Here is a 14,236-nt window from a genome sequence, read left to right as displayed (position 1 = left end):
CAAGTCACATTTGATAATGAGACACAACAAGCTCTGCACTGCTTCCCACAGCAGAACGGTTCACGGGATTCAAATCACTTAACAGTAAAACCATTTTTACATTAGGTCTTATTAATAATCACCGACTGGATGCTGGTATACTCTTCCAAACCGTAGGTAGAGAATTCAACACCAAAGCCAGACTGCTTTACACCACCAAATGGCACATTGGGCTGGATGGCAGCATGATTGTTAATCCAAGCTGTTCCCGCTTCTAGCTCCATTGCCAAATCGGTTGCCTTTGCGATATCACTAGACCATACCGAACCACCAAGACCATTTTCATTGTCATTGGCTAGCTTTAGAACGTCTTCGACACTACTGTATTTGATGATTGGTAAGATCGGGCCGAACGGCTCTTCGTCAACTAGGCGCATGCCGTCTTTAACGTCCGTTACGATGGTCAATGGGTAGAAGTAGCCTGCGCCCTCTTGCACATCACCACCTACCAAGAAATTCGCACCCTGGGCTTTGGCATCGTCCGCCAGTTCTACAACCTTATTTAATTGGTCGCGGTTGTTTACTGGGCCGTAATCCATACCTTCTTCTAAGCCATTACCTACTTTTGCAGACTGAGCGATAGCGACAAGCTCCGCTGCCAACTCATCATGAATACTTTCATGAACATATAAACGCTTTAATGCCGCACAGGTTTGACCGCTATTGGTGAAGGCAGAAGCAAAGATTCTTGGCGCCATGGCTTTTACATCAACGTCAGGCAAAATAATACCCGCATCGTTACCGCCTAGCTCCAAGGTTAAGCGCTTAAGATTTACCGAAGCACTTTGCATAATTTTTCGACCGGTTGCAGACGAGCCAGTAAAAACAATTTTATTGATATCAGCGTGAGTGCTCATGGCTGTGCCAACCTCACCTTCACCGGTTACCACATTCAGTACACCAGCTGGCAACACAGACTGCGCTAATTCAACAAACTTAATGGTCGAAAGCGGCGTGTATGAAGATGGCTTGATTACAACGGTATTACCCGCACGCAAAGCCGGAATCACATGCCAAATCGCAATCAGTAATGGCCAGTTCCATGGAGTGATAGAGCCCACCACACCAAGTGGCTTGCGATGAACTTCTGCGCGAATTTCATCATCGTCTTGCAACACTTCAACGGGCAATTCAAGCTCGGCATTGGATCGGCACCATACTGCTGCACCACCAACTTCAAAGTAGGCACCTTGACCACCAAAAGCCTGTAGAGGGCGCCCTTGTTCTTGGGTAATCAACTGAGCCAAATCATCGATATTGGCTTCCAACAAATCTGCCAACTTCAAACAAGCTTGTTTACGAGTTTCATTGTCGGTAGCGGCCCAAGCCGGGAAAGCGGCTTTTGCTGCAGCTACAGCCTGATCTAGTTGTTCAACGGATGTATCGGGAGCTTTTGCCAACACCTCTTCGGTGGCCGGGTTAATAACATCGAAGCTTCCTGCTCCCGCTACTTTTTCACCATTTATAATTAAAGAATACTCTGACACGTTCTGTCTCCCGCTGCTGTCTTAATTAGCATTGTGTTTTCAATCATCGCTCTTACTTGGTTTACTCGTTAGTCATCACCGCTTAGGAAGCGTTAGTAACCTGAAACCCAGTTTGGCAATATCACCTTATTTTTTTGCGCATAGTCATCCCATAGCGCAATAAGTTCTTTCAATTTCTCGGGGTGCTGTTTCGCCAAATCATGGCGCTCTGCACGATCCGCAGTAACATTAAAAAGCTGCCATTGCTCACGCCCTATCGGCTTTGGCATATGCGTCGCTTTCCAAGCTCCCAAACGCACTACTCGCTTTGCAAATAGCTCGCTGATAAAACTAACCGGGGCCATTTTTTCACCCTGCAAGGCTGGTACAACTGAGCGGCCTGTAATGGGATGAATCACCTGCTCATTGGCAGCTTTAGCGCTTCGCTCTATACCTGCCAGCTGCAACAAGGTAGGCGCCATATCTTTCACTCGCACTAATTGATCGACCTGCCCAGGCTTTATCTTGCCCGGAAAACTGATCAAAGCAGGCACATGGGATCCGCCCTCGCTGGCATAACCCTTGTAGCCATAAAATGCAGGAGCGCCGGCCCAGGCCCATTCCGGGCCATAAAGTACGTAGCTGTCTGCATTACCCATCGCTGACATCGCAAAGTCATGGTTCTCGCGAATCCAGCGGTTCACTTTTGGGAACTGCTCGGGTGGCCAAGTCGCATCCAGGTCATGCCCCTCAGCACCATTGTCAGACAAAAACAAAACAATGGTATTTGCTAGCTCATTAGCCTGCTCCAACGAGTTCAACATGCGCCCAAGATGTCGATCCATTTCGCTAACCATGGCGGCATAGATCTCCATGGATTTTGCGGAACGCTGTTTTTCTCTATCGCTAAGACTGTTCCACTTGCGACTATTCTTCGGCATTTTTGCGGCTTCGCCGCTGACCAAACCGAGATCTTTTTGTTTTTTAAATCTCGCTTGATGCAGAGCTTCGAAACCCAGCTCGTAACGCCCTTGGTATTTTTCAATCGCTGATTTAGGAGCTTGTAAGGGCCAATGGGGCGCCGTAAACGCCAAGTAAGCAAAAAACGGCTTTGCTGTATTATTTTGTTTTCCTTCAGCGATATACTCCATCAGCTGATCAACATAAAACTCTGAGGAGTATTTAAAATTCTTAGGCAATTCGCTTAGCAACTTGCCGTCTTCACGATATAAAGCCTTTTGCCCTTTCTTGGTCGCATAGGCTGGTTTCATATCACCATAATGACTGGCCCCACCTGGCAAAAGCACAAACGATCGATCGAAGCCATGGCTTTCTGGGCCCTGCCCTTCGCCTTTACCTAAATGCCATTTGCCCGTCATATAGGTGTCGTAACCCGCATGCTTTAAAATGCTGGCTAGGCTTTCTACTCGTTGATTTAAATAACCTTCATAACCTGGCTGACCACGTTGATTGTCAGCCATTTCTTCTGCCATATTGCCCAAACCCGTCAAATGACTATCCACACCCGTTAACAACATGGCTCGGGTCGGAGAGCAGGTAAAGGCCGTATGAAAATCTTTAAACTGAACACCTTGTGCGGCAAGACGATCGATATTTGGCGTTTTAATTTCGCTGCCTAAATATCCCAGATCACCGTAGCCAAGGTCGTCAGCTACCACCAATAAAATATTGGGTGGCTGCGAGCTAGCACTGGCATCAAGTACCAATGCTAGCTGCAAGCATAAAAAAGCACTGCAATAAATCAGCCCCTTCAGCCATAAAGCCTGGCTGTTGTGCTGTTTATTTATGTTGGCTTTTTTATTATTCATCACTTTGGACTCTATCGGCCCCGGCAATGCCGGGGCCTTTTCAGCGATTTAGAAGTTATAGCTGAAAGTTGCACCAAACCAACGCGGCGGCGCATAGAACGAAGTCGCACCTAAGGCACCTAGATCAAGGTTGTAGATACGATATTCTTCATCAGTGATGTTTTTCGCCCATAGCGCGACTTTCCAACTCTCATCGTCTGAGGTGTAAGAAACATTCGCGTTCCAAACAGAGTAGGCATCTTCAAATGAAACATCAGAGTTAGTCACTTCAAGATATTGATCACCGTAAGAGGCGCCATCTAGCTGAATAGCCATATTGCCACCGGCAACATCCCAGTTATAACGACCAAGGAAGTTGGCGCTATAGCCTGGAGCATTAGGCATTTCATTACCTGAAATAGTGCCGCCATTGGCGTCAAAAACGGTATCCACTTCAGAATCGTTTAAAGCTAGGCCAAAGATGAAATCCCAGTTTTCGCCTGGAGTTAGGAACAGCTCAATCTCACCACCTTTAACGGTTGCATCAGAGTTATCTACCTGAGGTGTCAAGCCGGTTAATGCAAAGGCCTGGTAATCTTGATAATCATAGTAGAACGCTGTGGCGTTCAAGCGAGCAAAATCAGCAAACTCAGTTTTGATACCAATCTCATAGGAGTGCAAGGTTTCTTCTTTGTGCTGGAAGTTAGTGGTGCTTGGCAATACACCCGCATTTACTGACCAGTTACCACCTTTAATGCCACGGTTATAGCTGGCAAAAACCAAGGTCTCGTCAGAGGCGCGCCAATCTAACTGAATACGTGCCGCATAATCGCCGTAATCAATGGTGTTTTGCGGTAGGCCACGCACGGTTGAAATTACTTGGTTCGGAGTATTTACGTCGCCATAAGTGTTAACAAAATCGATATCTTTATCGTCTTGTGACCAACGCAAGCCAGTAATTAAGGTTAGATCTTCGCTGATATCAGTTTCTAACTGACCAAACACAGACCAGTTACGAGATTCTAGATTCACACTGTAATCCGTAGCCGCACCTTCAGGTACAACAATGCTGTCGGGCGCGCCCACGCCTGGTGGTGCCCAATCGGCACAGCCAAGAACTGTTCCATCTGGCAATACTGGAGGTGCGATGGTGCCAGCTGCACAGCCGCCTACAGCGCCTGGAATACCAGCGGTAATGGCGCGGTTGAATTGTTCCATATCTAAGTAGTAAGCACCTACCTGCCAGCGCTGAGTCTCGCTTTCACCGGATAGACGAAACTCTTGCGAAAACTGCTCGTAGTCAGCAATCGTAGTGAAATTTACTGCGAGAATTGGGAAGCCGTCACCATCTTCGGTGTAGAACTTTTCCATATCGGTGTAGTTGGTGATGGATACGAATTCCATATTATCACCAACAGCTTTAGTGACCTTGGCGGTAAAGCTGGTAGCCTCACGATCAAAGTAACCTTCGTACTCTGAGTCGTGCTCAAACGGGCGAACCACTGTGCCATCACGCACACCTAGGCCGGTGTTTGGATCAACAGCCGCTCCACCTTGGGAATAAACGACATAGCCACCTGTTGGCACATCGTCATCTTTGCTGTATTTCAAGCTAAGATCTACGGTAGTGCCTTCGTTAACATCGAACTGCAACTGACCGCGCAAGGCATAACCATCACGACCGCCTAAGGCTCTAACGCCAGGGATAGTGGATTCAACATAACCATCGCCTTCTTCCCAACGTGCTGAGAAACGGCCGCGAACATTTTCGCTTAGGCTACCGCCAACCGCACCTTCGAAAGAGCGGGTGCTGTATTCGGAAACTGATACATCAACATAGCCATTGGTTTCATCGTCAGAAGCATCACGGCTGACATAGTGAATTAAGCCACCGGTAGCATTACGTCCAAATAAAGTACCTTGCGGGCCACGCAATACTTCAACACGCTCTACATCGAAAAGCTGGCCAGAAATAGCGTTCATAGATCCGATATATACATCATCAGAATAAACTGCTACCGGCGCTTCTAGGTTGTCAGTAAAGTTGTTTTGAGAAACACCACGCAAGTTAAAGGTGGTAATGGTAGGCGACCAAGTATTTACCTGAAGACCAGGAACCTGCTGAGTGATCTCAGTGGTATTGGTCACGCCCAGGGCTTTCATTTGATCGCCACTAAAGGCCGATACCGAAACGCCCACATCTTGCAAATTCTGCTCACGCTTTTGCGCGGTTACCGTAACTTCTTCTAAAACGGCGGCCGATGCATTACCGGCGGCAATGGCAAGCGTCAATAATGACAATGAAAACTGACGCCCTCTACTGGCGGTGCTTAATTTCAACATAGCTTCCTCACAAATCCCAAAGTGTTGTTATGATTTTTGCGAAATCCAGAGGGGACTCAGGCTACAGCTTGAAGACTGGACTCGGCTTTAAAAGACAAAGGCTCACCTATTGTTATCGTTGCTGAGCTCGGTTTGTCGCGGAAAACATCGGGGCTGGCTGTTATGGTTTATGCCCTTTTGCTTACCATGTACAGCAGTTTACGCTTTGACAAGAATCAATTTCTTGCACCAGAGGGAAAAGAAAAATGGAACCTAAGGGAAAAGTTAATTCACTTTTTAGCAGAAAAAACTAAAACAACTGTTTTAAAATCAATTTAAACCTATGATTTTTATAGGTTTTCGAGATTGGCTATAGGATTTGGGAATTGCACAGGTGTGCATTAGAGCCTGTTAATACTAATTCAGCCCTAGTAAAAACAAATAAAGCCCTGGCCACGATAGACCAGGGCTTTGGCTCTATACACAGTGCAAGAGCCTATTGGGAGCTTACTTGGCAGACACACCCAATGCTTGCAGGGTTTCGATATTTAGATAACGATCAACCGGCAGATCTTTATCACGCTGGAACTTATTAACCGCTTCCATGGTTTCGCGACCGATCACACCATCAATCTTACCTGGATTGTAACCGCGCTCATCGAGAGATACCTGAATTTGACGCAAACGGTCAGTGGTCATATTGGTTTCACAAAGAATGCTACGCCATTCCATTTGACCTTTTTTCAGCAACTCTTGACGAGAAACGGTTTTCTCAATCGCAGGGATTACATTACGAATCTCTTTGGCCGCTGATACTAGTTTGCGAACTTTCACATCTTTGTAAACAGCTGGAATGGTTTCGGTACGGAAACCCGCCGCTTTAGTTACCACACGACGCTTAACGGTTTTGTACTGTGGAGCCTCTTCTGTCAAACAAATTTGCTGACCAGTACGAGATTCCTTGCTCATGGTTTTATCATGAACTTCATGCCATACATAAGAACCGTCTTTAGCCAAAACACGCTTTTTAACATCCTTATATTTTGCTGGAATGCTAATGCGATTTTCCTGGGCTGCGCTTACCTGACGACGCACTTTTACCGTTTTGTATTCTGCAGGCACTTCAACGGTCTTAGTTGTAGCCGCAGTTTTTAATACACGACGACTAACCGCTTTGTATGTTGCCGGAACTTCAACCAAACACATGATTTCGCCCGTTGCTGCATCGATGCGCTGAATAGGGCCTGTACCTTTTTTCCAAACTGTGTGTGCTGGCTTATCTAAAACCTGCTCGGTAACTGTCTCATAAGTCGCTGGCACAGTGATCAACTTAGTGGTGGCCTCTTTAACCAACACGCGCTCTTCAACCGTTTCAAAAACTGGCTCACTCAGCTCAATTTTTTCTGAAGCTTCGCTTACCAGCACGCGCTCTGTCTCATAAGTGTATTCTGGCGCGATATAGTGCTCATGATAACAACTGTTTACTGGTGCAGTGTCTAGATTGATGCCACCGCGACGAGCGGCCTCTAGAGTGTTCTGATTGGCTTTTGGAGCTGAGCCAGAAAGTTTGGTGCGCCACTGACGAACACCATCAGAAACTTTAATCGTTTGCTCTTCAAAACCATATTCGGCCGGAATAGCAATACGCTTTTCAGTGGCTTCTTTAACCAAGACGCTTTTCACATCCCAGTCGTAAACAGCTGGCTGAATGCTAACTTCTTCAGAAGCTTCACGTGCCACATAGCTTTCAGTAATTGTGCGGTACTGCGGCTCTACCCAAACTCGCGCGTAACACTCACCTGATTTTGCATTGGGCGGCAGTAATGAATCGGTCAACGCAATTTGAGAGCTTTGCGTTCCACTGCTACGCGCAGCACTTAATTCTGCGTTAAGATCGGTAATACGCTGCTCTCGTTGCTCTAAGCTAAACGTTTGTTCTTTCAGGCGCTCTTTAAGTTCAGCGTTTTCCTGACTAAAATCTTGCTGCACTGAGGAGCAAGCTCCCAGAGAAAGCAAGGTTGCAGTTAATGCAAGTTTTTTTGTATACATTTTCTCATTCCCATTTCGAATTTTCACCCTGAACACTCTTACTACTTTGAGTGTCATTGCGTTCCGTGCAGACCCCTCTATAACAAATGCTCTGTCATCCATATAAGCATTTTTAGTCCAGCACCAGCCGAGTTGGCGGCGCAATTATAGCGACCCCAAACCTTAATCTAAGCCAAATGAACTGGACGCGCTTAGCCAAGCCAAAACTACAAATAGGAATAAAGTTCAGCTTTCATTCAGAAAAAAAATAACGAGGGAAAACTTTTTAACAATAATTCAGCATTTTCGGAAATTATGTAAAAAAGTTATTTTTGTCATTCAAAATAACTATGGAAATATATTTTTAAAATATTTTTAATATTTTGATGCAATTTAACAATATCAAGGGCTCTTCACAGGCTGACCTAGTTGATAAAAACTCTAGCCTTAAGCAGATTTCAAACAACAGTTTGCTCACTTATGACAGCGCCATAAAAAAACCCGGCTGCTCAACCGGGTTTTTTATGCTTTAGCTGATGGCGATCAATTTAGTCTTGCAATTGATCCCACACCTCTTGGTCGCGCTCATCTGTCCAGATGCGCGGCCAATCAATACCATCAAATTCATCCCACAAACGCTGAACATCGAAAGGCAAGCAATGCTCAAAGATTGGCCACATGCCAAACTTAGGCGCCAGATGCTCATGGGTTGCCAAGAAGGCTTCTTTTAAAGTGCCGCCACGCTTATGAACTTCACCGACTTTCTCGATCATGCCATTTAGGAAACCACGGGTTTGCTCAATAGCCGCATCGACCGCTTCGCGGCCATGAGCCACAGCACCACGACCACCGATCAGTACCTCGGCTTCATAGGCTTTAACTTTATCGAGAGTTTCATTCGCCCAATCAAAGTGGAAAGCGTCACCGGTATATAAAGCCGCTGCAGCTTCTACCAGATCACCGGCAAACAGTACTTTTTGTTTTGGCAACCAAGCCACAATGTCGCCAGCGGTATGGCCACGACCACAATATTCCAAGATCAAGCTGCCGCGATCTCCGCCCAGAGGGATTTCCATGCGATCGTTAAACACCAAATCAGGGTGCGTTAAACCTGGGATATCGTCAGGTTCACGGAACAATCGAGGCATGCGGCCGTATTCACTGGCCCAATCCTGCATACCACGCTCTTCGATCAAGAACTTGGTCTTCTCATGGGCGATGATAGATTCTGCGCCATAAGCACTTGCACCCAAAACACGCACAGCGTGATAGTGTGAAAGCACCAAGTACTTCACCGGCTTTTGAGTATGCTCACGCAGTTGCTCCAGCCAATCGTTGGCCGCTTTAGGAGTCGCACGGGCTTCGAAGGCAATAATAAAATCTTCAGCTTCAATTGCGCCTACATTGGGATCTCCCTCAGCGGTTAAGGCATAGACGCCTTCGGCTAGAACTTCTAGGGTTTCTTGTTTGTCGCCTAGGTCGGCGGATGAGGCAAAGGGTTTTTTAGCCATGGCTGCACCTTACGATTGTCATTTTATCTGTTATCACTGCTAGATTGTCCATGGCAAAAACCATAAACAAGAGATCTGATCAGGCCGTCAACTCAGCGCAACAGCCTTGCTCAAGCCCTGCAAGATAACACAACTAGTTTCAATAACAACCAATAATTATCCATTAAGCCAGCTTTTAACCATCAAAACCTTGATAACATCATCATTCAGAGATATATTCCTCTCAATTGAAACCATTGATGAAGATCAATCCATTCCCTGTAAATATTCTATGGAATGCCAGGGACAGATGGTAACTCCTTGCATAATAAAGGGCAGATTGCCCACAGACAGTGGCCGAGACAATGCAAAAAACCTATAGCAATCCTATATATCCATACCGAAAAAGTGCAGATCAAGAGGCACAACGGCCGGTTCACCACCCCGTCATCATTATTGGTGCAGGGCCCTGCGGTATGGCCGCCGCTTTAGATTTGGCCAAGCAAGGCCAAGCATCCGTCATCCTTGATGACAACAACACGGTGAGTGTGGGGTCTCGAGCCATTTGCTTCTCAAAGCGCACACTGGAGATCATGGATCGCTATGGCTGTGCCCAGCCGATGGTTGAAAAAGGCGTCACCTGGCAAAAAGGCAAAGTGTTCTTTAAACAAGAGCAAGTTTATGAGTTCGATTTGCTGCCCGAGAGCGGCCATAAGCTACCGGCCTTTATCAATCTGCAGCAGTATTACTTTGAAGAGTATATGGTTAATCAAATAGCCAAAGAGCCTCTGATTGACCTACGCTGGATGCACAAGCTGGTAGAACTGGATAGCAGCGCTGAAGGTAATCAGCTCAAAGTGGAAACCGAAGACGGTGTTTATGCATTAAGTTGTGACTATCTATTGGTCGCTGACGGCGCCAACTCGAAGATTCGCACTGAGCTTGGCCTAGAAAGCAAAGGCCAAGTATTCCAGGATCGCTTTTTAATTGCTGATGTAGTCATGAAAGCCGACTTTCCCACCGAGCGTTGGTTTTGGTTCGATCCAGAGTTTCACCCCAATCAGTCTGTGTTATTACACAAGCAGGCCGACGATGTATGGCGTATTGATTTTCAGCTCGGCTGGGATGCCGATCCAGAAGAAGAAAAGCAGGAAGCCAAGATCCGCCCGCGTATCGAAGCAATGCTGGGTAAGGACGTGGAGTTCGAACTCGAATGGGCCAGCGTGTATACCTTCCAATGCCGCAAAATGGACGACTTTATTCATAATCGCGTGATCTTTATGGGCGACGCTGCACATCAGGTATCACCTTTCGGTGCCCGTGGCGCCAATGGCGGTGTGCAAAGTGTTGAAAATCTTGCCTGGAAGCTGGCTCGCGTACTCAAAGGCCAAGCGCCAGCCACACTGATTGATAGTTATAACGAAGAACGTCAACATGGCGCCGCCGAGAACATCCTAAACTCAACCCGCGCTACCGACTTCATCACCCCCAAAAATGATATCTCGCGAGCCTTTCGTGATGAGACCTTGCGCCTTGCAAAGCATTATCCCTTCGCACGCAGCTTAGTGAATAGCGGCCGACTGTCCATGCCTTGCGACTATCAGCACTCCAGCTTGATCACTAAAAGTTCAGCTTTAAATACCGGCTTCGATGCGGGTATCGCTCCTGGCTTTGTTTGTCTTGACGCCCCAATTGGTATCAATGGCGAAGACGGCTGGCTGCTGGAGCAACTGGGTAATCGCTTTGTCTTACTGTACAACGGCGAAGGGATCGATAACGATGAGCTTAAAACCCTATCGAGCATCAGTGATGATTTAGTATTGCTCGATAGCCGCGAGCTTGAAGATAAAGAGGGTATGCTTGCAGAACGCTATTGCATGAGTGGCGGACAAGGCTATCTTATTCGTCCTGATCAGTATGTTGCTGCCAAGTTCGAGCAATTGAGCCGCGAGCAAATCAATAGCGCCTTACAGCGCGCTTTAGGGTACCAAAGCGCCCAAGAAAATCCTTAAAGGCTTAAGTGGAAAATTTAAGTGGAGAACTTAAGTGGAGAATACAGCATGAGTAAATTAATCACCGAAAACCACTTCAGCGATGCCGATGCATTTTATGCCGCGCTAACCGATGCTCATCGGGAATTAAGCACTGTAGACAGTGAACGGCTAAATGCCAGACTGATTTTGCTGTTAGCTAATCATATTGGCGATAAGCAGGTTTTACTGGAAGCTTTAGATATTGCCGCCCAGCTTGAACAATAATTTCAACCGGAACTGCCACAATGAGTCAGACTAACAGCCAAACAACAAGCAAGCTTGAAGATTTACAATACCTCCATGGTTTCGGTAATGAACACGAAAGCGAAGCCCTTGCTGGCGCCCTCCCCCAAGGGCAATTTAGCCCACAGAAGGTCGCCTATGGTTTATACGCCGAGCAATTTAGCAGCACGGCATTCACCGCGCCAAGAGCTCATAATCGTCGCACATGGATGTATCGCATTCGACCATCTGTAGTCCAAGGTGAATATCAAGCCTTAGATTGTAAAGCCCAAGATTGGGTGCGCACGGCCCCCATAGATGAGGTTGTTACACCACCGAGCATGATGCGTTGGGACGCACCAGCAATGCCCACTGATGCTACCGATTTTATCGATAGCTGGGTGACCATGGCCGCCAACGGCAGCGCCGCTGGCCAAAGTGGCGTCGCCGTTCATACTTTTTGCGCCAATCAAGATATGGCTGACCGCTTTTTTTGCAATGCCGATGGTGAGCTACTGATCGTGCCTCAACAAGGGTCTTTATTGCTGTTTACCGAATGCGGAAAACTTCATGTTCCCAGCGGCTATATCGCCGTTATCCCAAGAGGCATGAAGTTTAAAGTTGAGCTACCAGAGGGCCAAGCACGCGGATACATCTGCGAAAACTATGGCTCATTATTGGAGCTGCCAGAGCGTGGCCCAGTGGGCGCCAATGGCTATGCCAACGACCGTGACTTCCAATACCCCACTGCCGCCTTCGAAGATATTGAAGGTAATTTCGAGCTGGTGACTAAATACGGCGGCCACTATTACCGTTGTGATATATCTCACTCGCCACTTGATGTTGTCGCTTGGGTCGGCACAAGCGCCCCCTATCGCTATGAGTTGGCCCGCTTTAATGTCATGAATACGGTCAGCTTCGATCACCCTGATCCGTCGATCTTCACAGTGCTGACTTCAGCATCAGGCGCGCCTGGCGTGGCAAACTTGGATTTTGTTATCTTCCCACCGCGCTGGATGGTGGCCGAAGATACCTTCCGCCCACCTTGGTATCACCGCAATGTAATGAGTGAGTTTATGGGCCTCATTGAAGGTGTCTACGATGCCAAAGAGGACGGTTTCACCCCAGGTGGCTGCAGCTTGCACAACAGCATGTCGCCCCATGGGCCAGAAGCGGCGGTATTTGAAAAGGCCAGTACAGCAGAGCTGGAACCGGTGCGCTACAAAGATACCATGGCCTTTATGTTTGAATCTCGTTACGCCTTCAATGTCAGCAAGTTTGCCCTCGAAGGCCCGCTACGCCAACACAAATACCCAGACTGTTGGAAGAGCCTGAAAAAGTTTTACAATGGTGATATCGACGCTGGTATCGAATAGACCAGCGCTACATTTTTATAGCGCTAGAAGCCCTAGTTTTTAGAAATTCTAGTTTTAGCGGACAAATAATCAACGGCCATCCCCAGATGGCCTAACTGCGGACACGATGACTATGTCTAATCTGAATGAAACCCATGACCCAAGCCTAAGCAGCTGGGTTAGCAGCGCCAACAACGGCCAGAGCGACTTCCCAATCCAGAACTTACCTTTTGCGAGCTTTCGCCGTAAAAATAGCGATGAGAGCTTTCGTGGCGGTGTCGCCATTGGTGATCAAATTGTCGATCTAAAAGCCGCCGCCGAAAGCGGTATCTTTTCCAGCCAAGCACAAGCTGAGATCGAAGCGGCTGCAAAAGAAAAGCTGAATGATTTTATGGCTATGGGCCAGGAATCTTGGAGCCGCTTGCGTGCCGCACTGTCAGCCGCATTGCGCACTGGCTCAGCGATGGAAGCTACTCTGAAAAGTTGCCTAGTGGATCAGTCTGAAGCGGAATATGGTATGCCTTGTGTGGTAGGCGACTACACCGACTTTTACGCCTCTATCCATCACGCCACCAATATCGGCGCCCTATTCCGCCCAGACAACCCGCTACTGCCAAACTACAAGTGGATTCCAATTGGCTACCACGGTCGCTCTTCATCTATTGATGTTTCTGGTCAGAGTTTTCCACGCCCTGTTGGTCAAACTAAGGCCCCTGATGCAGCCGAGCCCAGCGTAGGGCCATGTAAGCGCATGGACTTTGAATTGGAGATGGGTATTTTTATTGGTAGCGCCAATGATTTAGGCGAGCCGGTAACGATTGAAAACGCCGAAGATCACATCTTTGGTATGTGCCTGTTTAACGATTGGTCGGCCCGTGATATCCAAGCTTGGGAATATCAGCCACTTGGGCCGTTCCTAGCGAAAAACTTCGCCTCAACAATCTCTCCTTGGATTGTTACCACCGAAGCGCTAGCACCATTCCGCGCCAGCTACAGTCACCCTGCCGAAGATCCGCAACCGCTTCCCTACCTAGAAAGCGATGCCAATAACAGCAGCGGTGGCGTTGATGTGGAACTGGACGTATTAATTCAAACTGAAAAAATGCGCGCGGCCGGTGAAGAAGCCGTTAGCCTAGCCACCTCGAACTTTAAATACAGCTACTGGACTATGGCGCAGATGGTTGCTCACCACACAGTCAATGGCTGTAATATGCAGCCTGGTGACCTATTAGGTACCGGCACTTTGTCTGGCCCTTCAGCTGAGCAGGCTTGTGCCATGATCGAGCTTACTACCGCCGGTAAAAACCCAGTTAGCTTACCGAATGGCGAGCAACGTGCCTTCTTAGAAGATGGTGACTGCATTATAATTCGCGGCTTCTGTGCTCGTGATGGACATGTACGCATCGGCTTCGGCGAAGCAGCCGGTACCGTATTACCTGCAAAGGTATAAACCGCTCATTGGCCGAGCTGCAT

General features: G+C 47.6%; 9 protein-coding genes. 4 read left to right on the top strand and 5 right to left on the bottom strand.

The window, feature by feature from the left end:
* Nucleotides 1–101: 101 nt before the first annotated feature.
* The 5 genes from Q1A41_RS02240 to Q1A41_RS02220 form a co-directional block, all read right to left on the bottom strand.
* Nucleotides 102–1,526, bottom strand: coding sequence for an aldehyde dehydrogenase family protein (locus Q1A41_RS02240; RefSeq protein ID WP_299974105.1), 1,425 nt, complete (start codon nt 1,524–1,526; stop codon nt 102–104).
* A 92-nt stretch (nt 1,527–1,618) separates the two neighbouring features.
* On the bottom strand, nt 1,619–3,334 hold the full coding sequence (locus Q1A41_RS02235; protein WP_299974103.1) for an arylsulfatase: 1,716 nt from the start codon (nt 3,332–3,334) through the stop codon (nt 1,619–1,621).
* 48 nt (nt 3,335–3,382) lie between these two features.
* The gene (locus tag Q1A41_RS02230) at nt 3,383–5,656 is read right to left on the bottom strand and encodes a TonB-dependent receptor (RefSeq protein WP_299974100.1); all 2,274 of its coding nucleotides are present in this window, start codon (nt 5,654–5,656) and stop codon (nt 3,383–3,385) included.
* A 486-nt stretch (nt 5,657–6,142) separates the two neighbouring features.
* Complete coding sequence (locus Q1A41_RS02225; protein ID WP_299974097.1) at nt 6,143–7,684, bottom strand: peptidoglycan-binding domain-containing protein; 1,542 nt, start codon at nt 7,682–7,684, stop codon at nt 6,143–6,145.
* A 527-nt stretch (nt 7,685–8,211) separates the two neighbouring features.
* Complete coding sequence (locus tag Q1A41_RS02220) at nt 8,212–9,174, bottom strand: MBL fold metallo-hydrolase (RefSeq protein WP_299974094.1); 963 nt, start codon at nt 9,172–9,174, stop codon at nt 8,212–8,214.
* A gap of 344 nt (nt 9,175–9,518) precedes the next feature.
* On the opposite strand from Q1A41_RS02220, the gene Q1A41_RS02215 reads away from it, so the two are divergent.
* The 4 genes from Q1A41_RS02215 (at nt 9,519) to fahA (ending at nt 14,213) form a co-directional block, all read left to right on the top strand.
* Nucleotides 9,519–11,165 carry an FAD-dependent oxidoreductase gene (locus Q1A41_RS02215; protein WP_299974090.1) on the top strand — a complete coding sequence of 549 codons (1,647 nt, stop codon included), beginning with the start codon at nt 9,519–9,521 and terminating at the stop codon, nt 11,163–11,165.
* A gap of 48 nt (nt 11,166–11,213) precedes the next feature.
* A complete protein-coding gene (locus Q1A41_RS02210) occupies nt 11,214–11,411 on the top strand; it encodes a DUF2783 domain-containing protein (RefSeq protein ID WP_299974087.1) in 198 nt (65 codons plus the stop codon).
* A gap of 20 nt (nt 11,412–11,431) precedes the next feature.
* Entirely contained in the window at nt 11,432–12,784 is a 1,353-nt protein-coding gene (gene hmgA, locus Q1A41_RS02205) for a homogentisate 1,2-dioxygenase (protein WP_299974084.1), read from the top strand.
* 112 nt (nt 12,785–12,896) lie between these two features.
* Nucleotides 12,897–14,213: a fumarylacetoacetase gene (gene fahA / locus Q1A41_RS02200; RefSeq protein WP_299974081.1), complete on the top strand. Its 1,317-nt coding sequence runs from the start codon at nt 12,897–12,899 to the stop codon at nt 14,211–14,213.
* Nucleotides 14,214–14,236: the final 23 nt, after the last annotated feature.

The organism is uncultured Pseudoteredinibacter sp. (assembly GCF_947502065.1).
GTDB lineage: Bacteria > Pseudomonadota > Gammaproteobacteria > Pseudomonadales > Cellvibrionaceae > Pseudoteredinibacter.
Note: the sequence above shows the minus strand (reverse complement) of the source record. Positions and strands in the feature narration are given on the sequence as shown.

What these genes read in the sequence shown, in the direction of transcription:
- hmgA (WP_299974084.1), top strand. Translation starts at nt 11,432, where the DNA reads ATGAGTCAGACTAACAGCCAAACAACAAGCAAGCTTGAAGATTTACAA.
- Q1A41_RS02210 (WP_299974087.1), top strand. Translation starts at nt 11,214, where the DNA reads ATGAGTAAATTAATCACCGAAAACCACTTCAGCGATGCCGATGCATTT.
- Q1A41_RS02215 (WP_299974090.1), top strand. Translation starts at nt 9,519, where the DNA reads ATGCAAAAAACCTATAGCAATCCTATATATCCATACCGAAAAAGTGCA.
- Q1A41_RS02235 (WP_299974103.1), bottom strand. Translation starts at nt 3,334, where the DNA reads ATGAATAATAAAAAAGCCAACATAAATAAACAGCACAACAGCCAGGCT.
- fahA (WP_299974081.1), top strand. Translation starts at nt 12,897, where the DNA reads ATGTCTAATCTGAATGAAACCCATGACCCAAGCCTAAGCAGCTGGGTT.
- Q1A41_RS02230 (WP_299974100.1), bottom strand. Translation starts at nt 5,656, where the DNA reads ATGTTGAAATTAAGCACCGCCAGTAGAGGGCGTCAGTTTTCATTGTCA.
- Q1A41_RS02220 (WP_299974094.1), bottom strand. Translation starts at nt 9,174, where the DNA reads ATGGCTAAAAAACCCTTTGCCTCATCCGCCGACCTAGGCGACAAACAA.
- Q1A41_RS02225 (WP_299974097.1), bottom strand. Translation starts at nt 7,684, where the DNA reads ATGTATACAAAAAAACTTGCATTAACTGCAACCTTGCTTTCTCTGGGA.